Genomic DNA, 24148 nt, shown 5'->3' with positions numbered 1-24148 from the left:
AGTGTGTCCAGGAGCCGCAAAACGGCGCCTGAACACGGCAAAAAGAGCTTGTAGAGGCCGCTTTTGGCCTCGTGAGTTCAAAAACTTTTCCACAAAGCTCGAAAAGGGGGGCTCAGCCACCTGTGCAGAGCTTCCCTAACGCACTCACGCACTCACGCACTAACGCACTGATCAGTCAGCGGCGCTTGTCGTCGTCGTTGATGAACATCGACAGCAGCCAGGTCGCGAGGCTGATGACTACCGAGCCGATGATGGCGTCCAGGAAGCTGTCGATGTGGAAGCCGTATCCCAGGTGCCCCGCGATGAAGGTCGTCAGGTACAGCATCACCGCGTTGATCACCAGCAGCGCCAGCCCCAGCGTCAGCACGATGATGCCGCACGCCAGCATCTTGACGATCGGCCGCACGATGGCGTTCACCAGTCCCAGCAGAAGCGCAACGACGAACAGCGTTTCGATGCGGCCGTCGTAGTCCAGGCCGGGAAGCAGGTAAACCGCCAGGCCGACCGCGGCGGCGGACGCGAGCCAGCGCAGGATGAGCTTCATGGGTGTCCGTGAGGTGCGGGAGAGATGCGAGTGCGTGGATGCTGGGCGGACTACGCGCCGCGGAGGGATAATGTGTCAGCGGCGCCGGCCCAAGGGAAAGGCCCGCCACGTTCCGGGCTTGCGCGCAAACGGCGAATCCGGTCTAATCGGGGCCATGACGGCATCCAACGCACACCGCGCGGTCGAGGCGGTCTGGAGAATCGAATCGGCCAAGCTCATCGCGGGGCTCGCGCGCATGGTGCGCGACGTGGGCCTGGCCGAAGACCTGGCGCAGGACGCGCTCGTCGCCGCCCTGGAGAAGTGGCCGGAGACCGGCGTCCCCGACAAACCCGGTGCCTGGCTGATGGCGGCCGCCAAGCGCCGCGCCATCGACCACTTTCGCCGCGACAAGCTCCTGGAGCGCAAGCACCAGGAGCTGGGCTACGAGCACGATTCGCGGGCGGACGACGTGGTGGCCAGCCTGGACGCCGCCCTCGACGATCCCGTCGGCGACGACCTGCTGCGCCTGATCTTCACCTGCTGCCACCCCGTTCTCGCGACCGAGGCGCGCGTCGCGCTCACCCTGCGCATGCTGGGCGGGTTGAGCACCGAAGAGATCGCGCGCGCCTTCCTGGTGCCCGTCCCGACCGTGGCGCAGCGCATCGTCCGCGCGAAGAAGACGCTGGCCGAGGCGCGCGTGCCCTTCGAGGTGCCCCGAGGGGACGAGCTCGCCGGGCGCCTGTCGTCGGTGCTGGGGGTGGTGTACCTGGTCTTCAACGAGGGATACTCCGCCACCGCCGGCGACGACTGGATGCGTCCGGCCCTGTGCGAAGACGCCCTGCGCCTGGGCCGCATCCTGGCCGGGCTGGTTCCCAACGAGCCGGAGGTGCACGGGCTAGTGGCGCTGATGGAGATCCAGGCCTCGCGGCTGCGGGCGCGCACCGGCCCCACCGGCGAGCCGGTTTTGCTGATGGACCAGGACCGCGCCCGGTGGGACCGCCTGCTGATCGGCCGCGGGCTCCAGGCGCTGCGACGCGCCGAGGAGCTGGGCGGCGCGCTGGGGCCGTATGCGCTGCAGGCCGCCATCGCCGCCTGCCACGCGCGCGCCCGCACCGCGGACGAAACGAACTGGCCGCGGATCGCCGCGCTCTATGCCGCGCTCGCCCAGCAGCAGCCCTCGCCCGTGGTGGAGCTGAACCGCGCGGTGGCGGTGGGGATGGCGTTCGGCCCCGCGGCGGGGCTGCAGATCGCCGACCAGCTCGTCGCCGAGCCGTCGCTGAAGGCCTACCACCTGCTGCCCAGCGTCCGCGGCGACCTCCTGGCCAAGCTGGGGCGGCACGACGAGGCCCGGGCGGAGTTCGAGCGCGCGGCGTCGCTCACGCAGAACGCGCGCGAGCGCCGGCTGCTGCAGGACCGCGCCCGCCAGTCCGCGGCGGCGGCGGACGCCCCGGACAAGGCGGCTGCGGCGCGCGAAACGGGCTGAATTGGCGCTCCCCAGGGATGCCCCTCCCCCGGCCCCTCCCCGCACAAACTGCGTGCGGAGAGGGGGGACTTTGGTCGGGTTCGATCGGGCTCGGCGCTTCCGCGGCAGCCCCCGCTCCCGACCTCTCCCCCACAACAGCGCGGGAGAGAGGAGTAAGGGCTCGCGGTTCGACTGGCCGCCTCGCATGCCTTGGGAGCCCCCTCCCCCCGGCCCCCATCCCCCGCTGTGCAGGGGAGGGGGAGAATTCGATTGGACTTCGGCAGCAGCCGCGTGGATTCCCCCGCCCCATCCGCCGCCGAACGGCCGCGGCACGCCTGGATGTCATCCCGATGGAGCGCCCACGCCGAACCTGCCCCTGAACTGTAGTCCGCAGCGACTGGGGGATCCGCCACACACCCCGCGCGACGCACCACTCCATGGTTTGCGCCGAATCCATCTGGTCTGCGCACCTGCCCTGGGCAGACGCTCCGTCATGCGTTGCCATTCGCGGAGCAGAATGGAGGAACCGTCTCGCTGCCTCCGACGCTCAAGAGACTGCGGCACGCTGTGTGGCGGATCCCTCAGTCGCTGCGATCCGTGGTGTTCGGGCAAGTTCGCCGGGGCCGCTCCTTCGGGATGACAGGTGCTCTTTGGCAGGCGCGGCGAGGGATGCAGGTGAAGCCGCGAGCGGGACGCGGGCAGCGGCCCGAGGCGGGGCCTTCCGCTGTCCAAGCGGCGGGTTTGCCCGCTCTTGGAGGGCGCCTGCCTGCTCCTCCGCTCACCTGCCAACCCGTGCGTCCACTCATCTGCGCAACCGCTCGACAGGCCATCTACGGAAAAAGCAGTTGACAAACGCGAGCGGCACGATTAATCTACGGAAGAACCCGTAACAACAGACGACCATGGACGAAATCAGCTTTACCCCGCGCGAGCTGGATGTGATGAGCATCCTCTGGCGCAGCGGCTCGGGGACGGTGAGCGAGGTGCGTGAGGGACTGGGCGAAGAGCTGGCCTACACGTCGGTGCTTTCGGCGCTGCAGACGCTGGAGGAGAAGGGGTTCGTGCGCCACGAGGCCGAGGGGCGCGCCTACCGCTACTTCCCCACCGTCGAGCCCGAGACGGCCGGCCGCAGCGCGATGGCCCGCATCCGCGACGCCGTGTTCCAGGGCTCGGCGGAGCGGATGTTCGCCCAGTTCGTATCCGACGGAAAGCTCGGGCGCGAAGAGCTGGAACGCATGCGCCGCCTGCTGGCCCAGCGGCTGGAGGACGAATCATGATCGCCTCGTGGATGCTGTACGCGCTGCTGGTGAGCCTGCTGCTCGCGGCCGCCGCCTGGACGCTGGAAGAGGTGTTCCGGCTGCGCGGGCTGGCCGTGCGCTTCCTGTGGCTGGGTGCCCTGCTGGGCACCGTGGCGATCACGGCCGCCGCGCCCCTGCGCAGCCGCCCGCCCGTTGTCCTTCACGCCACGGAATCGCCCAGCGTCGCCGCCGCACGGGAGATCCCGGCCGCCGAGGGGCTGGCGGCGCGAGTGTCCGAATCGCTGCGAACGCTGCGGGTAGAGCTGGACCGCGGGCTGGATGCGGCGGCGGCGCTCGGCGGGCAGGCAGGTGCCGGCCTGGCGCTTGGGTGGATCGCCCTGTCGTCGCTGATGCTGGCGATCACCGGGGCGACGCTGCTCCGGGCGCGCCGGGCGCGGCGCGGGTGGCCCGTCGCGGAGCTTTCGGGCGAGCGGGTGAGGGTGGCGCCCGGCGTGGGGCCGGCGGTGCTCGGCATCCGCAGGCCCGAGGTGGTGGTGCCCGCATGGCTACTGGGGGCCTCGCCCCAGGAACAGCGGCTGGTGGTCATCCACGAGCGCGAGCACGTGCGCGCCCGCGACCCGCTGGTGCTGCTGGTGGGATGCGTGGCCGCGGCGGTTATGGCCTGGAACCCCGCCGCGTGGTGGATGCTGCGGAGGCTTCGCGCCGCCGTGGAGCTGGACTGCGACGCCCGCGTGCTGCGGCACGGGGTGCGACCGCAGGAATACGGAGCGGTGCTGATCGACATCGCCGGGCGGGGGCCCGGGCTGTCCATGGGTGCGCCGGCGCTCGCCGGATCGCCCTCCATCCTGGAACGGAGACTTCGCGCCATGACCATGAGACTTCCCCGCCACGCCCGCCTGCGCGCCAGCCTGTTCGGCGTGCTCGCCACCGCAGCCCTGGCCAGCGCGTGCGAAACGCCGCTGCCCACCAGTGCCGAGATCGAAACGATGGACGTCGCCGACGTGGAGGCGCGCGCTGGCGAGCTGGCGCTCGCGAGTGGTGGAAGCACCACCTACGTCGTCGACGGCAAGCAGGTGACGGCCGAGGAGGCCCGTGCGCTGGGCGGCGATCGGATCGAGCGGATCGAGGTGACCCGCGCCGCGATGGCGGCCTCGGGCACGTCGACCCCGTCGCGAAAGATCGAGATCTTCACCGTCGTCACCCCCGCCGACTCGTCCGGCCGGCGTACGCGGTACCAGACCACGGCGGAAGCCGGCGGGCCCACACGGATTCTCGTCAACGACCTTGTGCCGAGCGTCGTCACCACCACCACGGGCACCCGGGTTTCCACCGGCACGCCGGCGGCCGACGGCACCGCGGCTCCCGAGGGCACGAGGGTTCGCATTCGCGGCCAGAACACCACCCTCGAAACCACCCGTGCGACCAGCGGGGTGACGCAGCAGGTCACGGTGCGGGGAACGGGCTCGTTCGAGGGGCTGCTCCTGGTCGATGGGGTGGAAACACCCGCGAGCGCCATGAACACCCTGGATCCGCACACCATCGAGAGCATCGACGTGCTGAAGGGCGACGCCGCGGTCCGCGCGTACAGCGATCCCCGCGCGGCGCACGGCGTGATCCGCGTGACCACGAAGCGCGCCGCCAGGACGCAGTAACCGTAGCCCGCATCAACGACACGGCCCCGGCGCGATGTCTCGCGCCGGGGCCGTGTGCGTACTGGGCGCACCGGGCGCTCAGTATCCTGGGCAGGGCCTATTCCGGTCCAGCATCCGGATCGTCCAGCATCAGCCGCCGGAGCCAGGCGACGAACCGGCCCGCAGCGGGTGCGTGCGCATCCAGGTCGCCCTTGCCGATCGCCTGGCCCATGGGCGAGCCCGGGTACTCCTGCCAGGCCAGCCACGTGTGGATGTGAGCCTTGGACCTGCGCACCTCGGGAAAACGCCGGTACTCGGCTGGAATCCCGTCTACTACCTCCCGCGCCCTCCTCCACAACCAGTCATCCGCGGGAACGAGCGCGGCGGCGAAATCTTCCAGCGCCCCGGGCGAGCCGTTGTCGGGCATGATCCACGCGCCGAAGACCGGACGGTGCTCGCTCGCGGGAAGGATGATGCCGTCCGGCGCCGGTCGATGTGGGACCTCCCGGTATCCTTCTGCCTCCAGCGTGTGCCGAATCGAATCCCAGCGTGCCTGCGCGTTTCCATTTGCGTCGACAACGACGCCAAACCGGTCTACGCCGGAGGCCCTCAACTCCGTGTAGAACGTTCCGAGCAGTTCATCGACACCATCCTTGCTCAGCACCTTGAAGGCTTCAGGCACATAGTGCTTCTCGCAAAGGCTCTGGACTACGGCGCTGTCGTCCTTTCCTTCCACCCAGATCAGGCGTGAACGGCGCGGCGGCCGAGATCGCGCACCCATCAGCGCACCTCGACCTGCGCCCTGGCCGCCACGGCCACGTCCTTCTCCGTGTACTGCTCGGCATAGATGCGCCCATCCGGCTCGCGCTCCAAGCGGTACAGCATGCCCTGCGAGGGACTGTTCGTCGCGGCATGCTGAAACCCCACGACGGCGTCCCAACTGTGCGTCGTCGCGAACACCTGTACCGATAGCCTTTCGGCCAGGCCGATGACGGATTCCCAGACATCGGGCTGGATGCTGTGATGGAGGCCGTTCTCCACCTCATCCACGAGCAGCGCCCCGCCCCGCGCGCGAACGCAGGAGAGCGCGATGCCAAAGACGCGCGTCGTCCCATCGCCCATGCTCGTCAGCGGCATCGGGCGTGGCGTGCCCTGGAGTTGCAGGTACAGGGATCGCCCGCCCGCCGCGGCTTCACCGACCAGATAGATCCGCTCCAGCTCGGGAACGACGGATCGGATGGCCTGTTCTACCTCCGGCGCGTACCCGGCCTCTACAGCCTGGTCCCACATCTCGCTCAGGCGCGCTGCGTCGAGCCCATGCGCCGGAATGTGCGAGGTGCGCTGCTTGACTCCCGTGATCATCACGCCGAAACGGCGTAGAAACCAATCCACCGAAAACGAAGCCGTGTTCTCACCACGGCTCATCTGGATCAAGGGCGAGTCGGGCTCGATGAAAAGCTCCAGATCTAGCGCATCCCCCGTTTCGCCCGCGCTGTTCGTCCTCACCCACGGCAGCCAGATCGTCAGCGCGTTTCCATCGGCACCAGCCGGCCCGATCCTGATGGGATCGGCGGCACTTCCCGCAAAGCTGCCGTAGAACAGTGATCGCGCCGAATCCAGTGCCGCGGTTACCTGTTCGGCCGTGACCTCAAGATCGCTGGAGAAACGCGGCCGGAATCCCGACCGTTCCCGCAGGATGCTGGCGAGCACCACCCGCGGCGTCTTGCTGGTGTACAGGTGGACGGCTTCCAGGAGCGATGTCTTTCCCGCGTTGTTCAGGCCCACGAAAAGGTTGACGTGCCCCAACCTGGGGAGCGTCAGATGTCGAATGCCCCGGTAGCCGTGGACCTCGAAGCTCTGCAGCGGAAGCTCGTCGCTCATACGGAGTCCTGGTCGGTCGCGTTCAGGCCGGTCGGTACACGCCCCACTCGGCGCGGAGGGCGTCGCTGATTTCGCCGAGGGTCACCATGGCCTTCACGGCGTCGATGATGAGCGGCATCAGGTTGTCGGTGCCGCGGGCCGCGCCGCGGATGGCCTCCAGCCGGGCGCGCACCTCGGCGTCGTCGCGGCGGGCGCGGATGTCGGCCAAGCGGGCGCGCTGCCCCTTTTCCAGCGCGGAGAAGTCGGGCTGGCCCAGGTCGAACGGCTCGTCCTGCCCCTTGAACTTGTTGACGCCCACGATGGTCTTGTCGCCCCGCTCCACCGCGATCTGGAACTCGTACGCCGCACGGTGAATCTCCTCCTGCATGTACGCGATGGCCTCGGACGCGCCGCCGATCTCCTCGATGCGGTCCAGGTACTCGCGCGCCTTGGCTTCCAGCGCGTCGGTCAGCGACTCCACGAAGTACGAGCCGGCCAGTGGATCCACCGTGTCGGCGATGCCCGACTCGTACGCCAGCACCTGCTGCGTGCGCAGCGCCAGCGTGGCCGCCTGTGCCGTGGGAAGCGACAGCGCCTCGTCGTAGCCGTTGGTGTGCAGCGACTGCGTGCCCCCCAGCGCCGCGGCCAGGGCCTGCACCGTCACGCGGACGACGTTGTTCAGCGGCTGCTGCGCCTGCAGCGTCACCCCGCCGGTCTGCGTGTGGAAGCGCAGCTTGGCGCCTTCGTCGTTGGCGCCCCAGCGCTCGCGCATCAGCCGGGCGTACAATCGGCGGGCGGCGCGGAACTTGGCCACTTCCTCGAACAGGTCGTTGTGCGAGGCGAAGAAGAACGACAGCCGCGGCGCGAACCGCTCGATGGGCAGCCCCGCGGCCAGCGCGCGCTTCACGTACTCCATGGCGTTGGCGAAGGTGAACGCCACCTCCTGCGCCGCCGTGGCGCCCGCCTCGCGGATGTGGTAGCCGCTGATGGAGATGGTGTTCCAGCGCGGCACCTGGGCGTTGCAGAACCCGAAGATGTCGGTGATCAGCCGCAGCGAGGGCTCCACGGGAAAGATGTACGTTCCCCGGGCGATGTACTCCTTGAGGATGTCGTTCTGGATGGTGCCCGACAGCGTGGACCGGTCGATGCCGCGCTCGTCGGCCACGGCCACGTAGAACGCCAGCAGGATGGACGCGGTGGCGTTGATGGTCATGGACGTCGACACGCGGTCCAGCGGAATGCCGTCCAGCAGGGTGCGCATGTCGTCGACCGTGTCGATGGCCACGCCCACGCGCCCCACCTCGCCCGCGGACATGCCGTGGTCGCTGTCGTACCCCATCTGCGTGGGCAGGTCGAAGGCGGTGGAGAGCCCCGTCTGCCCCGCCTCCAGCAGCAGCTTGAAGCGCGTGTTCGTCTCTTCCGCCGTGCCGAAGCCCGCGTACTGGCGCATGGTCCAGAAGCGGCCCCGGTACATGGTGGGCTGAATGCCGCGGGTGAACGGAAACTCGCCCGGGTACCCCAGGTCGCAGTCGTGGTCCAGCCCCGCCACGTCGTCGGGCGTGTAGAGGCGGTCCACCTCCACCCCGCTGGTGGTCTGGAACTGCTCGCGCCGCTCCGGATGCCTGCCCAGCGCCGGGGTGACGGCGCGCTCCGTCCACGCCGCCTTGCCGCCGACGTCGCCGGAGTCTTCGCCGATATTGGGAGGGGCCGGGGTATCGCTCATGACGGCAGTGCGTGAGTGCGTTAGTGCGTGAGTGCGTGAGTGACGGCGCACAACATAATGCCCTTCGCGCTCCAAGGCACGACGGGGTCGGGATGCACAAAAGAATCCGGGGAGCGGCACCCATGCCACTCCCCGGCTCTCGGTCGAACCTGAAACCGTGCGGTTACTCGCGGACGCGGAAGGCCACGGGCGTCGGGAGCGTCACCGGCCGCATGTTGTCCGTCTTGGCGACGGTTTCCTGGAACCAGGCGTCGTTCTTGGGATCGCCGCCGTTCACCATCACCAGCCGCGCGAGCTCCACCGCGTCGATGTTGCGCATGCGGATGCACCCGTGCGACCGCGCGTTGCCCAGCGAGCTCGTGAGGCCCGTCCCGTGGATGTAGAAGTCGGGCTCGCGGAAGAACATCTTCACGCGCCCCATGGGGTTCCCCGGAGATCCGGGCGCCTCGTACTTCTTGTCGCGCGCCCACGCCGAGGCGGGCGGGCGCCAGTCGGGGTTCCAGATCATCCGGCGGATGGTGAACTGCCCGGTGGGCGTGTCGTACCCCGCCTCGCCGACGGACACCGGGTAGCTGCGGACCACGCGCTGGCCGCTCATCACGTACAGCACGCGGTCGGACACGTCCACCACCACCGAGAAGTTCTCCATCCGGCGCGCCGGCCGCGCGATGGCCGCCTCGACGGACGATACGATCAGCCCGCTGTCGCGCGACAGGGCCATCTGCGCCCTCCCGCTCTCCGGGGCCAGCGCCGGCGCCAACAGCGCCAGCGCGACCAACCACTTGTTTGTCTTCATCCGCCCGATTCCGTTCGCTGGCAAGGGATTAGGATCACCCATTCAGGTACGCACTCCGCGCCAGGATCATGCCAGGGACGACCGAGCGGCGGGCTGCGTCACATCGGAATGCGGTCGGCACCCCCATGCTGGGGAGCGCGCGCCCCACACGGGGCGCGGGTGTACCCACCGCCGGGCGGCATCCATCGTGTGGCAGTTGGGCAGAAGTGATTGCGTCTGCTCGACTTGAACGTCGGCCATGGCCAATTCCTCCCATTTGGCGCCTTTCGTGCACCCACGAACCAGGGTCGGCAGGAACCATGGCCGGCAGCCAGCAACCCGCGTATCACCCGGCCGGGCGCCGTCCGTGAGGCGCGGGCACCCGCCACGATCGCGCATTCCACATCCGCCACACTCCAGAACCGCTCCATGATCCACCCCGTCGCAGGCCTGCCCTCCGGTCACGGGGCGGCACCCGAGACCGCTCCTGAGGCGCCGTCACCCGTGCGGGTCATGGTGGCCGCGTCGGTGCGGCTGGTCCGCGACGGCCTTGCCCACACGCTGGGGACGGCCACGGAGGTGGTGGCGGTGACCGCGGATGGCTGCGCGACCCTGCGCGAGATCGCGCGGCTGGAGCCCGACCTGCTGCTGCTGGACGTTTCGATGGATGGTGCGCTGGGGCTGGTGCAGCAGATGCCCCGGGCAGCGCCCGGCACGCGCGTGGTGGCGTTCGCGGTGGACGACGCGCACGACGACCAGCTGCTGGCCTGGGCCGAGGCGGGGGTGGTGGGATGGGTGGGGCGCGACGCATCGGCCGACGACGTGGTGCAGGCGGTGCTGCGCGCGGCCCGCGGCGAGCTGCTGTGCTCCGCGCGCACGGCGGCACTGCTTTCCGCGCGGCTGGCCCTGCTGGCGCGGCAGGGGCGGGTGGCGGCGCCCCCGGGGCACGCCGGGCAGCTCACGCCGCGCGAGGCCGAGGTGGGCGAGCTGCTGGCGCGCGGCTGCTCCAACAAGCACATCGCCCGGGTGCTGGGGCTGCAGCTGGCCACCGTAAAGAACCACGTGCACAGCATCCTGGAAAAGCTGGAGGTGCGCAGCCGGGGCGAAGCCGGCGCGCTCCTTCGCGGCACGCACGCCGGCGTGTAGCACTCCGCTCTTCGTCTCTCCACCCAGAAGCCCGCACCGCTCCGGTGCGGGCTTTTTCGTTCGATCGATGCAGCCCCGTCCGCGTGACCCGAGGCGGAGTTGGAGGAAGGCAGGAACCAGGGGGGCACGATCCGGGAGGTTCATCGCGAGCTGAATCCTTCGATCCACTCCGCGAAGGTTGGACAGGCGCGGAACCGCTGGAGTCCTCGCGCGGCGCGACGGGGCACGAAGCCGGGTCAAGGGGCGTGGCGATCCGGGCCGCGGGGGGACCGCGGAGAGGACCCAAAGCCCCATAGGCCCGGCGCGGCACGACGCTCATCATGAAAGCCGGTCGCCGCCGGGCCCCCTGCCACCCTTTCGCGGACAGCCTGCTTGATCAGGGTCGCCCTGCTGGTGCAGCCTCCCGTGCTTCACGGCCTGATCCACTCGCTGCTGGCAAGCGACCCCGAAGTGCGGGTGGTCGACGGCCCCGAGCCGGCGGACGTGGTGGTGCTTTCCCAAACCGACCCCGAGAACGACGCGGTGCCCCTGTCCATGCTCCAGCGCGCTCCCCGCTCCCGCATCCTAGCCCTGGCCGCCGACGCGCGCCGGGCGGTGCTGTACGAGCTGCGCCCGCACCGCACCCCGCTGGGCGAGCTTTCGCGGGCGTCGCTGCTGGCGGCGCTGCGCGGCGCACCCGCCGAGGCGCCGTGAGCGCTCCGGCCGCCATCGCCAGCACGCTCGAGGCCATCGTCCGCGTGCTCCGCGCCGCGTACGACCCGGCAGACTTCAACGGGGCCGTGCTGGACTTTCAGGTCTACGTGTCCGACGACTTCACGCACCCCATGGAACAGGGCGTTTCGCTGTTCCTGTACCGCATCTATCCCAGCGCCTCGTCGCGGGCGCCGCAGGGACGGCTGCTGCCGGACGGGCGCAGGCAGCGCACCAAGCTGCCGCTGGACCTTCACTTCATGGCCACCGCCTGGGCGCGCAAGGCGTCGCTTCAGCACGAAATCGCCGGCTGGATGATGAGGGTGCTGGAAGACGCCGCCGTGCTTTCCGGCGACCTGCTGAACGCGCCGCGGCCCGGCGTCTTTCAGCCGGGCGAGACGGTGACCCTTTCGCATACCGACCTGAGCGTCGAGGACACCTTCCGGATCTGGGAAACCGTCGTCGGCCACGCGTACCAGCTTTCGGTGCCCTACGTGGCCCGCACGCTGGAGATCGAGTCGTCGCGCACCGAGGGGCCGTTCGTCCCCGTGCAGGAGCGCGTGTTCGGGCCCGGGCAGCTGGTGGTGGCATGAGCGCCACCATCCGCGTGCTGGAGCGCGACCGCACCTTTACGCCGCTGGGCATCCGCTTCTGGGACGCCGCGCTGGACCAGCCCGTGGCCGAGCCGCTTTCGGTGCACGCCTGGCTGCGGGGCACCGCCCACCCGCCGGTGAGGGCCGTGCGGTCGACGGGCGGCGTGTACGCCTTTCACGGCCTTCCCGGGCAGGCCGCGGCCGAGCGTCCGGCGGCGGACGAGGAGCACCCCGAGTCCGTCGGCGTGCCGAGGGAGTACGCGGTGGCGGTGGACGATCCGTCGGGACGCTACCTGCCCGTGGCCTTCGGGGTGACGCTGCCGCTGGGCTACCGCGGCGAGTTCCTGTCCGGAGGCGTCGCCAGCCCGCCGCAGGCGAGCCCCCCGCGGGCCGCGGGCAGGGCGTACCTCTTTCCCGCCGCCGGGCGCGCCGTTCCCCCCGGGCTGGCAGCGATCCGCGCCGACTTCGCCGACGCGGCCACCGGCGAGCCCGCCGCCTGGGCGGTGCTGACGGCCACGGTGGCCGGCGAAACGAGGACCGCCATCGCCGGCCAGGACGGGCGGGCGCTGCTGCTGGTGCCCTTTCCCACCCCCGAGCGGCTGCGGCAGGGCTCGCCCCCGGTGGACACGCGCGCGGCCACCTGGCCGGTGGAGTTTTCCGTACGCTGGCAGCCGGGTGCCCTGCGCTACCTGTTCGCCGAGCGCGACGGGCTGAACCCGGCGTGGGTGGCCCGCCCCAGCCTGAAGAGCATCCTGGACGAGCAAGGCGCCGCGGACACCTGGACCGACGAGGACCAGGAGCCGGTGGCGGAGTGGACGGATACCCTGGTGCACGGGCGAGAGCTCGTGCTCCGCACCACCCTGGCCGGCGGGGAGCGCGCCTCCACCGTCTGGATCTCGGCCGGCGCGTCACCCCCGTAAACCCCAAGGAGACTGGAAGATGCCCGAATACCTGGCCCCCGGCGTATACGTCGAGGAAACGAGCTTTCGCGCAAAGAGCATCGAGGGCGTAAGCACCAGCACCGCGGGATTCGTGGGTGCCGCGCGGTACGGACCGGTGGGCGGCCTGCCGGAGCTGGTGACCAGCTTCGCCGAGTTCGAGCGCATCTTCGGCGGGCTGGACCGCCTGGACTTCGCCGACGACCCCGAGGGCGAGCGCGAGCACAACTACCTGGCCCACGGCGTCCGCAACTTCTTCGACAACGGCGGCAAGCGCCTGTACGTGTCGCGGGTGTACGGCCTTCCCGAGGCTGACACCGAGGACACCGACGAGCTGGCGTTGCTGGAGTCGGGCGGGCGCGCCAGCGCCCCTTCCTTCGGCGGGGTCACCGTCCGCGCGCGTTTTCCGGGGCGGGCCGGCCAGGCGCGGGTGTCGTTCACCCTGCGCGTGGGCGGCAACGTGCTGGCCGAGCAGCGCGAGCGGGTGAGCGACGACCAGGTGGCCGTCTACAACGTGCTCCGCGGGGTGAACCCCGACGACGTCGTGTGGGTGGCCGACGCCAGCAGCCCCATCGACGCCGACCCGCGGGCGGGAACGCTGGCCCGGGCCGAGCGCCTGTTCAACCCCACCCTGGGCCGCAACAGCTGGCGGCTGAACCTGCAGGGCGGCGGCCAGCTGGACATGGAGAACACCACGGTGGGCGTGGACCGCGTGTACCCGCTGTCGATGGCGGTGGAGGTGACGTTCGTGGACCGGCTGGGCAACGTGCTGCGCCGCGACACCTTCGAGAACCTGGGCTTTACGCCGGATGCGCGGCAGTCGCTGGGCACCGTGTTCGCTCCCGCCCTCGCCAGCCGCACCACCGAGCTGCGCACCCCCATCCTGATGGAGTTCGGCAGCCTGACCGACGGCACCAACATCGCCGGCGCGCTGATCACCGAGCTGGAGACGCGGCTGGGCGAGCAGGGCGCGGCCCCCGAGCCGGGCAACGTCTTCGCCCTGCGCGGCCGCGGCTTCGAGGTGTCGCTGGAGGACGGCAGCGACGGCAATCGCCCCACCGCCGACGACTACGAAGGCCGCGTGCTGAACGACGGCCTGCTGAAGACGGGGCTGGTGGCGCTGGAAGACATCCCCGACATCTCCATCGTGGCCGCGCCCGGCTACTCGGCGGCGGGGAACGAGGAGGTCGCGCAGGCCGTCTCCAACGCGCTGGTCTCGCACGCCGAGCGCATGCGCTACCGCATCGCCGTGCTCGACGCGGGGCAGGACTTCAGCATCGGCGACGTGCGCGCGCAGCGGGCGCAGCTGGATTCGGCCTGGGCGGCGCTGTACTACCCGTGGGTGCGGGTGATGGACCCGGTGACCAACCAGGAGATCGTGCTTCCGCCCAGCGGCTTCGTCTCTGGCATCTACGCCCGCAACGACGTGGAGCGCGGCGTTCACAAGGCGCCGGCCAACGAGGTGGTGCGCGGGGCGCTGGGCTTCGAGGTCACCCTGAACAAGGCGCAGCAGGACGTTCTGAACCCCGAGGGCGTCAACTGCTTCCGCTTCTTCGAGGGGCGGGGCAACCGGCTGTGGGGGGCGCGCACGGCCAGCAGCGACCCCGAGTGGAAGTACGTGAACCTGCGCCGCTACTTCGCCTACCTGGAGCGCTCCATCGAACGCGGCACCCAGTGGGTGGTGTTCGAGAACAACGGCGACTCGCTGTGGGCCAACGTTCGCCGCACCGTCGAGGACTTTCTCTTCAACGAGTGGAAGCAGGGCCACCTGCTGGGCGAAAAGCCGGAGTCGGCGTACTTCGTCAAGTGCGACCGCACCACCATGACGCAGAACGACCTGGACAACGGACGGCTGATCTGCCTGGTGGGCGTGGCCCCGCTGCGCCCCGCGGAGTTCGTGATCTTCCGCATCGGCCAGTGGACGAGCGACGCGAAGCAGTGAACCGCAGTGCGTGAGTGCGTGAGTGCGGAAGAACCCGGCCCCGTCGCGATACTCACGCACTGACGCACTAACGCACTAACGCACTAACGCACTTCTTTTCCCCTCGTTAGGAGGCATCACATGGCTGTCGAGCGCGAGCGGCCGTACGGCCAGTTCAACTTTCGGGTGGTGATCGAGAACGGCCCCGACGCCGCCAGCACCAAGGCCGCGTTCCAGGAGGTGTCGGGGCTGGGCATGGAGATCACCGTTTCCGAGTACCGGGCCGGCAACTTCAAGGACAACGCGCCCATGAAGGTGACCGGCACCTACAAGGTGCCCGACATCACCCTGAAGCGCGGCGTGATCGGTGACCTGACCACGCTGTACGAGTGGATCAACCAGGTGCGCGGCGGCAGCCAGACGGCGCTGCGGACGGTGACCATCGAGCTGCAGAGCGAGGACCACGCCTCCACCGTGCAGTCGTGGAAGCTCACCAACGCGCGGCCCACCAAGTACACGGGCCCCTCGCTTTCGGGCAAGGGCACCGACGTGGCCATCGAGGAGCTGGTGCTGGCCAGCGAGCGCATCGACCTCGAGTAGCCGTCCACCTCCCGTGGCCACCTCCGCCCCGCGCCTTCCCGGCCTGCGGTTCGAAACCGCGCGGCCGCCGTCGCCCCCCGACCTGCCCCGCATGGACGTCGCCGCTTTCGTCGGCTTCGCCAGCGCGGGGCCGGTGGGGGTGCCGGTGGCCGTGGACGACGAGGTGCGCTTTCGCGAGCTGTTCGGCCCGGACCTGCCGCTGGCCTGGGACGTGGCGCGCGGGGAGATGACTTACGCCCACCTGGCCCCCGCCGTCCGCGAGTTCTTTCGCAACGGGGGCCGCCGCTGCTGGATCGTCCGCGTGGCCGACGAGTCCACGCTGGAAGCGTCCGTCTTCCGCATCCCCGGGCTGCTCCACGGCCGCGGGCGCGCCATCGACGCGGCGTACCTTCTCGCCTCGTCCCCCGGCAGCTGGGCCGACGGCATTTCGCTGAACGCCGCGCTGGTGGCCACCCACGTCGCGCCGTCGGCCGTCACGGTCGACAGGAACGGGATGGTCCTGTCGCCGGAAAGCACGTCGCTGCTTCGGCTTGCGTGGAACGACGGCACCGTCGCCTTCTTTCTTCCCCACCCCGGCGCCGACGCGCGCGACATTCCCGCCGCGGAGCGCACCGCCGCCAAGGCACGCCACTTCTCCCACGCGTACTGGTTCCGCCCGGTTCCCTGGGACGAGCTGGATTCCGCGGGCGACGCCGTCTTTCTCGCCGGCTCGCGCCAGGTGCCGCTGGACGCGCTCCAGTGGAAGGTGGTCGTTACGGACGCCGAGCGCTCCCTGCAGATCCGCCTGCATCCCCTGGCCGCGCGCGGCATTCAGCCCGGGTGCTGGATCCGCGCGCGGCTGGACGGCTTCGGCTCCCCCGCCCCCGGCGGTGTGATCGCCCACATGGCGCCTTCGCCCAAACCGGGCGGTGGCAACCAGGGCGGTGGCAACCAGGGCGGTGGCAACCAGGGTGGTGGCAACCAGGGCGGTGGCAATCAGGGCGGTGGGAATCAGGGCGGTGGCAACCAGGGCGGTGGGAATCAGGGTGGCGGCAACCAGGGCGGCGGCAACCAGGGCGGCGGCAATCAGGGCGGCGGCAACAACGGCGGCGGGAACGACGGCAACAACGGCGGCGGTCCCAAGGAGACGACCGCGTTCCTCCTGGTCGACAACGTGATCCGCGAGGCGGACGAAACCATTGTCGTCGTCCGCCAGGCGTGGCGCACGCTGCACCATGCCAGGGCGTGGAAGGAAATCGGCGGCGAGGGCTTCGACGACGCGGCGCTGCTGATGATCGAGCTGTGGTCGCGCCGCGCGGACGGCACCGTGGTGCGCCTTCCCGACGTGGGGCTGGTGCCCGGCCATCCGCGCTTCCTGGGCGCCTTTCCGCCGGACCAGGTGCTGTTCGCCCCCACGCAGCAGCTCACCGAGTCCACCACCGACCTGGCCGGCTCGGACCTGTCCGTACGCCGCATGCAGCTGGCCGCGGTCGATTCCGGCACCTTCGCCGCGTCCGAGCACGGGGCCATGCAGCTGCTGGCCCGCGACGCCGCCAACGCGCCGAAAAAAGGCAGGAAGGGCGGCAACGACGATCATGGGACCGGCGGCGAAGACGACGACGACAGCGGCGGCGGGTTCCAGGCGTACCTGCCGCTGGGCGTGCCCTCCATCCCGCGCGAAGACTTCTACCAGGCCGCCTACACCTCGGGCAGGGCGCCGCTGGAGCGCGACGGCGTGGGGACGTTCTCGCCGGACCTGTTCCTGGATCCCCTGCTGTCGGCGCTGCCGGCCGAGCGCCTGCTGGACGAGGCGTTCCACAACGCCTACGTCGCCCAGCCGCCGCGGCCACCCGTGCGGATGCACGCGCTGCTGCCCGTGGAAGAGGTGTCGCTGCTCGCCGTTCCCGACGCGGTGCACACCGGCTGGCGGCTGAACGACGAAGAGGCGCCCCCCGCGGCCCCTGAGGCGCCCACGATCATCGCCGTCGCCCAGCCCGACGCCGAAGGGCACATCCACGCCGAGTGGACCCCGGTGCCCGGCGCGCTGGGATACACGCTGGAAGACTCGCCGGACCCGCGCTTTCGCTCCGGCGTGCACGCGACGGAAACGCCGCAGCCGGGCCGGGTGGGAACCAGGGCCATCATCGTCCGCCCGCGCCCCTGCCCCGACCGCCTGTACTTCCGCGTGCGCGCCCGCACCAGGGCCGGCCGGAGCGGCTGGTCCGCCACGGCGCGGCTGGACCGGCCCGAAGGCGAGTTCGACCCCTGCGGGGCCGTCGCGCTGGATGCGCCGCTGCTGGACGAGCCGACGACCTCCGGCCCCGCCGCGGATGGGCGCCTGTCCATCACCTGGCGGGCGGCTCCCGAAGCTCCGGACGTCGGCCTGGCCCGCCAGCGCTTCGACCGCGTGTTCCGGGTGGAATCGTCCCCCGATCCCGCGTTCGCCCTCCCCCAGAAGGTGTACGAGGGCAGCGGCACGAAGGCGGAGATGTGGAAGCCGCTTTCCGGCACCCTGTACTTCCGCGCCGCCTCGTGGCTGCGGGAGAAGGCGGGTCCGCACGATCCGCCCCCCTGCATCGGGGAAGAAAGCCCCTGGTCGCCCGTGCGAAAGTACGAGGCGCCCGTGGGCAAGCGCTGGGAAACCATCACCCACACGGAAGACGCCAGCCCGCCGCACGAGGGAGCCGCGCTGGCCATCCACCAGGCCATGCTGCGCTTTTGCGCCGCCCGGTCGGACTGCTTTTCGGTGCTGGCCCTTCCCCGCCACTTCCGCGAGGCGCAGGCGCTGGCCCACGTCGGTGCCCTGACCACGGCGCTGACCGGCGGAGCGGCCGACACGGCCACGCGAAGCCTGAGCTTCGGGGCGCTGTACCACCCGTGGACCGTGGTGAGGACCCCCGTGGCCGCCGCGCCCATGCGCGCCATTCCCCCGGACGGCGCCACCTGCGGGGTGATGGCCTCGCGCGCCAACCTGGACGGGGCGTGGGCCGCGCCGGCGAACAAGCCGCTGGACGGGGTGGCGCTGCTGGACCCCAGGCTCCCCGAGAACGTGCGCGCCGCCTTCCTGGGCAAGCGGGTGAACGCGGTGGCGCCGTTTCCCCGCGGCTTCATGAGCTGGAGCGAGGAGACCCTTTCCGACGACGCCGAGCTGCGCGGCGTGGGCGTGCGGCGGCTGATGATCCTGCTGCGCCGCCTGGCCCTGCGCGAGGGCGACACCTACGTCTTCGAGCCAAACGACCCCTCCTTCCGCCGCATGGTGCAGCGCCAGTTCGACGCCATCCTGGGCAACCTGTACGTCCGCGGCGCCTTTGCCGGCGCCACGCACCAGGAGGGATACCGGGTGGTGACGGACGACACCGTGAACCCGCCCGAGAACGTGGACCTGGGACGGCTGGTGATCGAGCTGCGCGTGGCCCCCTCGCGCCCGCTGGCATTCCTGACCGTGCGCCTGGTGCAGACCGGCGCTGGCCTCACCGTGCAGGAGGGCTGACGTGCCCGGAGCCTTCGATCCTTCCGATCCCGCCGCGCACCCGTTCACCGCCTTCAACTTCGCGGTGGAGATCCAGGTGCCCGGGATGTCGGGCAAGCTGGCCAATGCGGCATTCAGCGAGTGCGACGGGCTGGAGATGAGCATGGAGCCCAAGACCATCCGCGAGGGCGGCCGCAACTCGGGCCCGGTGCACATGGCGGGGCCCGTCAGCTACGGCCAGCTCACCCTGAAGCGCGGGATGACGGCCAACATGGACCTGTGGCGCTGGTTCGAGCGGGTGAGCGCCGCCGACAACGCCGGCGCGCGCGGCACGGTGGACGTGCTGATGCTGGGGGCCGACCGCAGGCAGCAGCTTCACTTTCGCCTGGGCGGATGCCTGCCGACCAAGCTCAAGGCCTCGGCGCTGAACGCCAAGGACGGGCAGATCGCCATCGAAGAGATGCAGGTCGCCTACGAATCGCTGGTCCTGGTCTAACGGAGACGCGCGCATGCCCCAACCGGGAAAGCTGGAAAAGGCCACCCTCACCGAGATGTGGCCGGGAAGCGACAACGAGCTGAAGGCGGTGAACGCCACGGGCGGCACGGCCAAGAAGGTCACCGTGCAGTTCAACCCGCAGTCGCTGAAGCTCACCTTCAGCAACCAGAACGCGGGGGGAAGCCAGCCGGCCGGGGCGGTGCAGTTCGTCGGTCAGAGCACCACCAAGCTTTCACTGGAGCTGTGGTTCGACGTCACCCTTCCCATCGCCGAGGGCCAGGCAGACCCCAAGGGCGACGTCCGCAACCTGACCAAGGAAATCGCCTACTTCATGACCCCGCAAAAGGTCACGCAGAAGGGGCAGACGGGGCTGCTGCCCCCGGCGGTGGAGTTCCACTGGGGGAGCTTCCTGTTCAAGGGCACCATCGACTCGATGGACGAGACGCTGGAGCTGTTTTCCGAGACCGGAAAGCCGCTGCGGGCCGGGATGCAGCTGTCGCTCAGCAAGCAGAACATGTCGTTCGAGTTCGGCAAGCCGGGAACGCCGGGGACAACGTCGCCCGGCGGAGGAGGAGGCCCGGGGGGAGGCGGCGTGCCGGGCGCGGGCCCCGCGGCGGGAACGCAGCCGCTGGCCATGGCGAAGGCGGGCGACACCATCCAGGGCGCCTCGGCGCGGCTGGGGGTGGGCGACTGGAAGGCGATGGCCGTGGCCAACGGCATCGAGAACCCGCGCATGGTTTCGCCCGGCGCCCTGCTGAACGTGTCGGGATCGGTGTCGGGCTCCGGCGCCGAGAAGCTGGGGCTGACCGGCGCGACGTCCCTGGGCGCCTCCGCCTCCGCCGGCGTCTCCGCCTCCGCGCAGTCGTCCGGCTCCATCACCGTCGCGGGGTCGGGGTCGGGATCGTCGGGGCTCTCCGCCGCGGCCTCGCTTCGCTTCACCGGCCCCTCCGGGCCCAAGCGCTGACCGTGGAATGACCGTCGTCATCAACGAGCTGGAAGTCGTGGTTTCCGAGCCCCAGGGAAGCTCGCAGCAGCCCGCCCCGGCCGGACCCCCGGCGCTGGGACCGCGCGAGATCGCCGAGCTGCTGGAGCGGCGCGCCCGCCAGGAGCTTCGCCTGTTCGCCCACTGAAAGACCGATGCCCGACGCCGGATCCGCACCCGCCCTGTATCCCTCGCGCCCCCGCATCAGCGTGGAGGGGCACGAAGAGCCCGCGCTCGCCACGCAGCTGCTGGCCCTGTTCGTCGAGGAAACGACGGCCGGGCTGTACCGGGCCGAGCTCACCTTTTCCAACTGGGGGCCCAAGGACGGGGCCATCGGCTTCCTGTACTTCGACCGCGCCAAGCTGGACTTCGGCAAGAAGCTGAAGGTGGAGATGGGCGCGGGCGACGGGGCGGGAACCGTGTTCGAGGGGCGCATCACCGCCATGGAGGGGCGCTTTGCCGGCAGCCGCCCCCCGGAGCTGCTGGTGATGGCCGAAGACCGGCTGCAGGACCTGCGCATGACGCGGCGCACGCGGACCTTCGAGGACGTCAGCGACGCCGACGTGATCCGCCAGGTGGCGCAGTCGCACGGGCTGTCGGCCGACGTGGACGTCGCCGGCCCCACGCACCGCGTGGTGGCGCAGGTGAACCAGAGCGACCTGGCGCTGGCGCGCGACCGCGCCCGCGCCGCCGGGGCCGAGCTGTGGATGGAGGGCGACAAGCTGAGGGCCCGCCCCCGCACCCGCCGTGAAGCCGGCTCGCTGACGCTCACCTACGGCGAGGCGCTGATCGAGTTCGCCGTGACCGCCGACCTGGCGCACCAGGCCACCGCCTTCACCGTGGCGGGGTGGGACGTCTCGGGGAAGCAGGCGGTGAAGCACGAGGCCGGAAAGTCCGTGGTGCAGTCCGAGCTGAACGGCGGCGACGCGGGAAGCGACATCCTGGCCAGCGCGCTGGGCCGGCGCCCGCAGCAGGTGGTGCACGAGCTTCCGGTGAACGAGAACGAGGCGCGCGCCCTGGCCGAGGCGCACTACGCCCGCGCCGCCCGGCAGTTCGTGGCCGGCACCGGCGTGGCCGAGGGCGACGCCCGCCTGCGCGCCGGGGCGGAGGTGGAGCTGAAGAAGCTGGGCCCGCTCTTCGAGGGCAAGTACTTCGTCACCCGCGTGCGCCACACCTTCGACGCCGCCAGCGGCTTCCGCAGCGCGTTCTCGGTGGAGCGCCCCGGGCTGGGGAGGGCGGCGTGACGGCCGGCGGCGCCCTGCTGGAGATTCCCGGCGCGCGCGCGCCGAGCGGCTGGGGCGGGCTGTTCTACGGCGCCTACCCCGCCCTGGTCACCGACATCAGGGACCCGGACGGCCAGGGCCGCGTGAAGGTGTCGCTCCCCTGGTCGCCGGACGCGGGCGCCAAATACGAGGCGTGGGCGCGGCTGGCCACCCTGATGGCGGGCAACAACCGCGGAAGCTGGTTCATCCCCGACGTGAACGACGAGGTGCTGGTGGTGTTCGCCGGTGGCGACCCGCGCTTTCCCTGCGTCGTCGGCGCGCTGTGGAACGGGCAGGACGCCCCGCCGGAGACCATGGACGGGGGCGGCCAGAACCACGTGAAGAAGCTGCGCAGCCGCACCGGGGTGCAGGTAACGATGGACGATACCGACGGGCAGGAGAAGATGGTGCTGGAAACCCCCGGCGGGCAGAAGGTGACGCTCAAGGACGGGCCGGGCGTGGTGGAGATCATGGACAGCAACGGCAACTCCGTGAAGCTCGAGGCGTCGGGCATCACCATCACCGCCGCCGCCAAGGTGTCCATCACCGCGGGGGCCAACGTCGAGGTGAGCGCCGCCATGGTCAAGGTGAGCGCGGGGATGTCGCAGTTCAGCGGCGTGGTGCAGTGCGACACGCTGATCACCAACTCGGTGGTCAGCGCCAGCTACACTCCCGGCGCGGGGAACATCTGGTGAGCCACGTACGCTGGCTGGTGCCTTCTCCCCTGTGGGACGACCTGGTGGGCAAGCCCGCCGGCTTTCGCGCGCCCGCCCTGCTGCGCTTCGCGGGCGACGACTTCATCCCGCAGTACCAGGCGGCGCTGGCCGAAAAGCCCCGCCAGCTCCGCGGGTTCGTGGCCCGGCCGGAAACCTGGCGCGAGCCCGCCGCGGGAATGGACGCCGCGCCCAAGCCCTCACAGGGGCCGCTGCGGCTGTACCAGCCCGTGCACGGCCGCTTCTACCTGGTGGCCGCCTCGCTGGCCTGCCGCGTTCCCGGCCTCCCGGAGCACACGGTGGACGTGGCGAAGGGCGAGGTGGTGGCCTTCGTGGTCCGCCGCCTCACCGTGAGCGTGGACCCCGCGACGAAGGCGGAGACGGAAACGGGCGAGTGGGCCTGGGTGGCGCGGCCGGACGGGAGCACCGGGTGGGTGAAGGCCACGGGCGCGGCGCTGGCTGCGCACGAGGAACAGCTGCCGATGTTCGGCACCACCTTCTCCGACGGGGGCGTGCTCAAGCGCCGCCTGTTCGCGGGGCTGGTGCCCGTGTCGCGGCGCGAGGCGTTCGTCAGCGGGCGCGAGCGCGACGCCGGGCAGCCGGCGAAGCCCGAGGACGAGGCGCGGCTGGTGGACTTTCAGCGCGCCGTGATCGATCCCTGGGTGAGCATGCAGGAGCGCTGGACGGAGTTGAACGCCCGGACGCCCAGGCCGGAGCTGCAGGCCGAGATCGCGGCCAACGAGGCCTCGTCGGCGTTGATGCTGGTGGATTTCGCCGAGTTCCTGGAGCGCTGGCTTCCCGCGGTGTGGGCGGCGGTGCTGAGCGGGAGCGGAACCGGGCTGGCCGGCGGGCGGCTGGCGCTGTTCGACACCCTGCGCAACCGGCGGATGTGGAGCCGGAGCAAGCTGGCCGCGGGCTCGTGGACCCTGGCCGAGGCGCTGCGCCAGGCCTGGCAGCGCCGCGCCGACTTCGACGCGCTGACCCTGCCCTCGACCGGCACCCCGCCGACCGTGCCCTCCGGCTTTCGGCCGGTGCTGTGGACGGACCCCGGCACGGCCCAGCCCAGCCCCGCCGAGAAAGACCCGTCGGGAAACGCCTACACGCCCAACGCCGACTTCGCGTCGCTGCTGGCCCTGCTGACGCGGGACCAGTCCACCGGCACCGTGCTGGACCGGCCCGTCGCCCGCCTGGTGCGCGACGCCCTGGCCGAGGTGCCGGCGCAGGGGGCCATGCCGCAGCTCCCCGCCCTGGCGCCCGCCAACGCCCAGGGAAGCGACTGGTTCACCATCCGCTGCGTGTACCTGCGCCCCCATTGCGGAAAGAAGTCGCCCCCGCTGGTCAGCGACCGCTCGGAACGGTTCCGGCTGGCGTCGTTCTTCGAGCCCGACGCCCCCGCCCGGCAGCTGCGGGTGGCCCTGCCGGTAGACACCAGCCCCGCCACCCTGCGCAAGTACGACCGCAACGTGGCCTTCATGCTCAGCGACCAGCTTCGCAAGCAGATGAGCCGCGCCGCCAACCTGAAGGACCTGATGGACGGCAAGGCGGGCCCCGGCGAGAGCGGGCTGGACTTTTCGGTGATCTGCTCGTTCAGCATTCCCATCATCACCATCTGCGCGATGATCCTGCTGATGATCATCGTCAGCCTGCTGAACATCATCTTCTGGTGGCTGCCGCTGTTCAAGATCTGCTTCCCCGTCCCCTCGCTGAAGTCCAAGGGCTGAGCCATGCCGCGCGACACCGTGTTCGGATCGGGGATCTCGTTCCCCATGCGCCTGGGGCCCGACGGCCGGGTGGCCGTTTCGGAGGGGCCCGAGAACATCCGCGAGGCCGTCCGCGTGATCCTCCTTACCGAGGCCGGCGAGCGCCTTCAGCTCCCGGAGTTCGGCGGGGGCGCGGGCCGGTTCCTCTTCGAGCCCAACACGGTGGGCACGCGCAGGCGGGTGCAGGAGCGCATCGAGGAGGCGCTGGGCCGCTGGGAGCCGCGCATCGCCCTGCAGGACGTGAGCGTGGAGGAAGACCCCGACGACCCGCAGGCCGCCCTTGCCACCGTTCGCTACCAGCTGGTCGCCAACCGCGCCGCCGAACAGGTGTCGGTACGCGTGCAGCTCGCAAGCTGAAGGCCCATC

At 70.8% G+C, this 24148-nt stretch carries 22 protein-coding genes; 17 read left to right on the top strand and 5 right to left on the bottom strand.

Features of this window, described 5'->3' with window-relative positions:
* Nucleotides 1–175 precede the first annotated feature (175 nt).
* Nucleotides 176–544 (bottom strand): phage holin family protein, encoded by a 369-nt coding sequence (locus VGB24_RS04595; RefSeq protein WP_331071785.1) that lies wholly within the window; start codon nucleotides 542–544, stop codon nucleotides 176–178.
* Nucleotides 545–698: 154 nt separating this feature from the next.
* Here VGB24_RS04595 and VGB24_RS04590 point away from each other — a divergent pair, with 154 nt between their 5' ends.
* The 3 genes from VGB24_RS04590 (at nucleotide 699) to VGB24_RS04580 (ending at nucleotide 4896) form a co-directional block, all read left to right on the top strand.
* Nucleotides 699–2006, top strand: a complete 1308-nt coding sequence (locus VGB24_RS04590; protein WP_331071784.1) for an RNA polymerase sigma factor — start codon at nucleotides 699–701, stop codon at nucleotides 2004–2006.
* 881 nt (nucleotides 2007–2887) lie between these two features.
* Entirely contained in the window at nucleotides 2888–3262 is a 375-nt protein-coding gene (locus tag VGB24_RS04585; RefSeq protein ID WP_331071783.1) for a BlaI/MecI/CopY family transcriptional regulator, read from the top strand.
* Nucleotides 3259–4896 (top strand): M56 family metallopeptidase, encoded by a 1638-nt coding sequence (locus VGB24_RS04580; RefSeq protein WP_331071782.1) that lies wholly within the window; start codon nucleotides 3259–3261, stop codon nucleotides 4894–4896. Before VGB24_RS04585 ends, VGB24_RS04580 begins: the two co-directional genes overlap by 4 nt.
* Before the next feature lie 97 nt (nucleotides 4897–4993).
* Here the strand turns inward: VGB24_RS04580 and VGB24_RS04575 are convergent, their stop codons facing one another.
* From VGB24_RS04575 to VGB24_RS04560, 4 genes are all read right to left on the bottom strand, one after another.
* Nucleotides 4994–5611, bottom strand: coding sequence for a DUF3226 domain-containing protein (locus VGB24_RS04575; RefSeq protein WP_331071781.1), 618 nt, complete (start codon nucleotides 5609–5611; stop codon nucleotides 4994–4996).
* Nucleotides 5612–5655: 44 nt separating this feature from the next.
* A complete protein-coding gene (locus VGB24_RS04570; RefSeq protein ID WP_331071780.1) occupies nucleotides 5656–6756 on the bottom strand; it encodes an AAA family ATPase in 1101 nt (366 codons plus the stop codon).
* Nucleotides 6757–6778: 22 nt separating this feature from the next.
* Nucleotides 6779–8458, bottom strand: coding sequence for an acyl-CoA mutase large subunit family protein (locus VGB24_RS04565; protein ID WP_331071779.1), 1680 nt, complete (start codon nucleotides 8456–8458; stop codon nucleotides 6779–6781).
* Nucleotides 8459–8621: 163 nt separating this feature from the next.
* On the bottom strand, nucleotides 8622–9254 hold the full coding sequence (locus VGB24_RS04560; protein ID WP_331071778.1) for a L,D-transpeptidase: 633 nt from the start codon (nucleotides 9252–9254) through the stop codon (nucleotides 8622–8624).
* 408 nt (nucleotides 9255–9662) lie between these two features.
* Here VGB24_RS04560 and VGB24_RS04555 point away from each other — a divergent pair, with 408 nt between their 5' ends.
* From VGB24_RS04555 to VGB24_RS04490, 14 genes are all read left to right on the top strand, one after another.
* Nucleotides 9663–10379: a response regulator transcription factor gene (locus VGB24_RS04555; protein ID WP_331071777.1), complete on the top strand. Its 717-nt coding sequence runs from the start codon at nucleotides 9663–9665 to the stop codon at nucleotides 10377–10379.
* Between the two features lie 372 nt (nucleotides 10380–10751).
* The gene (locus VGB24_RS04550; protein WP_331071776.1) at nucleotides 10752–11072 is read left to right on the top strand and encodes a hypothetical protein; all 321 of its coding nucleotides are present in this window, start codon (nucleotides 10752–10754) and stop codon (nucleotides 11070–11072) included.
* A complete protein-coding gene (locus VGB24_RS04545; RefSeq protein ID WP_331071775.1) occupies nucleotides 11069–11662 on the top strand; it encodes a DUF4255 domain-containing protein in 594 nt (197 codons plus the stop codon). The genes VGB24_RS04550 and VGB24_RS04545 overlap by 4 nt, the downstream gene beginning before the upstream one ends.
* On the top strand, nucleotides 11659–12582 hold the full coding sequence (locus tag VGB24_RS04540) for a hypothetical protein (RefSeq protein WP_331071774.1): 924 nt from the start codon (nucleotides 11659–11661) through the stop codon (nucleotides 12580–12582). The genes VGB24_RS04545 and VGB24_RS04540 overlap by 4 nt, the downstream gene beginning before the upstream one ends.
* A 19-nt stretch (nucleotides 12583–12601) precedes the next feature.
* Nucleotides 12602–14542, top strand: coding sequence for a phage tail sheath family protein (locus tag VGB24_RS04535; protein WP_331071773.1), 1941 nt, complete (start codon nucleotides 12602–12604; stop codon nucleotides 14540–14542).
* Between the two features lie 120 nt (nucleotides 14543–14662).
* Entirely contained in the window at nucleotides 14663–15121 is a 459-nt protein-coding gene (locus VGB24_RS04530) for a phage tail protein (RefSeq protein ID WP_331071772.1), read from the top strand.
* Between the two features lie 13 nt (nucleotides 15122–15134).
* Nucleotides 15135–18590 (top strand): hypothetical protein, encoded by a 3456-nt coding sequence (locus tag VGB24_RS04525; RefSeq protein WP_331071771.1) that lies wholly within the window; start codon nucleotides 15135–15137, stop codon nucleotides 18588–18590.
* 1 nt (nucleotide 18591) lies between these two features.
* Complete coding sequence (locus VGB24_RS04520) at nucleotides 18592–19065, top strand: phage tail protein (RefSeq protein ID WP_331071770.1); 474 nt, start codon at nucleotides 18592–18594, stop codon at nucleotides 19063–19065.
* 13 nt (nucleotides 19066–19078) lie between these two features.
* Nucleotides 19079–20029 (top strand): hypothetical protein, encoded by a 951-nt coding sequence (locus VGB24_RS04515; protein ID WP_331071769.1) that lies wholly within the window; start codon nucleotides 19079–19081, stop codon nucleotides 20027–20029.
* Nucleotides 20030–20036: 7 nt separating this feature from the next.
* Complete coding sequence (locus VGB24_RS04510; RefSeq protein WP_331071768.1) at nucleotides 20037–20195, top strand: hypothetical protein; 159 nt, start codon at nucleotides 20037–20039, stop codon at nucleotides 20193–20195.
* Nucleotides 20196–20202: 7 nt separating this feature from the next.
* Complete coding sequence (locus VGB24_RS04505; protein ID WP_331071767.1) at nucleotides 20203–21291, top strand: phage late control D family protein; 1089 nt, start codon at nucleotides 20203–20205, stop codon at nucleotides 21289–21291.
* Nucleotides 21288–22004 (top strand): phage baseplate assembly protein V, encoded by a 717-nt coding sequence (locus VGB24_RS04500; protein WP_331071766.1) that lies wholly within the window; start codon nucleotides 21288–21290, stop codon nucleotides 22002–22004. The genes VGB24_RS04505 and VGB24_RS04500 overlap by 4 nt, the downstream gene beginning before the upstream one ends.
* Nucleotides 22001–23743 (top strand): hypothetical protein, encoded by a 1743-nt coding sequence (locus tag VGB24_RS04495; RefSeq protein WP_331071765.1) that lies wholly within the window; start codon nucleotides 22001–22003, stop codon nucleotides 23741–23743. Before VGB24_RS04500 ends, VGB24_RS04495 begins: the two co-directional genes overlap by 4 nt.
* Before the next feature lie 3 nt (nucleotides 23744–23746).
* Nucleotides 23747–24139 carry a GPW/gp25 family protein gene (locus VGB24_RS04490; protein ID WP_331071764.1) on the top strand — a complete coding sequence of 131 codons (393 nt, stop codon included), beginning with the start codon at nucleotides 23747–23749 and terminating at the stop codon, nucleotides 24137–24139.
* Nucleotides 24140–24148: the final 9 nt, after the last annotated feature.

It is taken from the genome of Longimicrobium sp., from assembly GCF_036399935.1.
Lineage (GTDB): Bacteria > Gemmatimonadota > Gemmatimonadetes > Longimicrobiales > Longimicrobiaceae > Longimicrobium.
This window is presented reverse-complemented; position numbering and strand designations above follow the sequence as displayed.

Excerpts from the sequence above, each read along its gene's own strand:
- VGB24_RS04595 (WP_331071785.1), bottom strand. The coding sequence starts at position 544 with ATGAAGCTCATCCTGCGCTGGCTCGCGTCCGCCGCCGCGGTCGGCCTG.
- VGB24_RS04590 (WP_331071784.1), top strand. The coding sequence starts at position 699 with ATGACGGCATCCAACGCACACCGCGCGGTCGAGGCGGTCTGGAGAATC.
- VGB24_RS04585 (WP_331071783.1), top strand. The coding sequence starts at position 2,888 with ATGGACGAAATCAGCTTTACCCCGCGCGAGCTGGATGTGATGAGCATC.
- VGB24_RS04580 (WP_331071782.1), top strand. The coding sequence starts at position 3,259 with ATGATCGCCTCGTGGATGCTGTACGCGCTGCTGGTGAGCCTGCTGCTC.
- VGB24_RS04570 (WP_331071780.1), bottom strand. The coding sequence starts at position 6,756 with ATGAGCGACGAGCTTCCGCTGCAGAGCTTCGAGGTCCACGGCTACCGG.
- VGB24_RS04565 (WP_331071779.1), bottom strand. The coding sequence starts at position 8,458 with ATGAGCGATACCCCGGCCCCTCCCAATATCGGCGAAGACTCCGGCGAC.
- VGB24_RS04560 (WP_331071778.1), bottom strand. The coding sequence starts at position 9,254 with ATGAAGACAAACAAGTGGTTGGTCGCGCTGGCGCTGTTGGCGCCGGCG.
- VGB24_RS04555 (WP_331071777.1), top strand. The coding sequence starts at position 9,663 with ATGATCCACCCCGTCGCAGGCCTGCCCTCCGGTCACGGGGCGGCACCC.
- VGB24_RS04540 (WP_331071774.1), top strand. The coding sequence starts at position 11,659 with ATGAGCGCCACCATCCGCGTGCTGGAGCGCGACCGCACCTTTACGCCG.
- VGB24_RS04535 (WP_331071773.1), top strand. The coding sequence starts at position 12,602 with ATGCCCGAATACCTGGCCCCCGGCGTATACGTCGAGGAAACGAGCTTT.
- VGB24_RS04530 (WP_331071772.1), top strand. The coding sequence starts at position 14,663 with ATGGCTGTCGAGCGCGAGCGGCCGTACGGCCAGTTCAACTTTCGGGTG.
- VGB24_RS04515 (WP_331071769.1), top strand. The coding sequence starts at position 19,079 with ATGCCCCAACCGGGAAAGCTGGAAAAGGCCACCCTCACCGAGATGTGG.
- VGB24_RS04510 (WP_331071768.1), top strand. The coding sequence starts at position 20,037 with ATGACCGTCGTCATCAACGAGCTGGAAGTCGTGGTTTCCGAGCCCCAG.
- VGB24_RS04505 (WP_331071767.1), top strand. The coding sequence starts at position 20,203 with ATGCCCGACGCCGGATCCGCACCCGCCCTGTATCCCTCGCGCCCCCGC.
- VGB24_RS04490 (WP_331071764.1), top strand. The coding sequence starts at position 23,747 with ATGCCGCGCGACACCGTGTTCGGATCGGGGATCTCGTTCCCCATGCGC.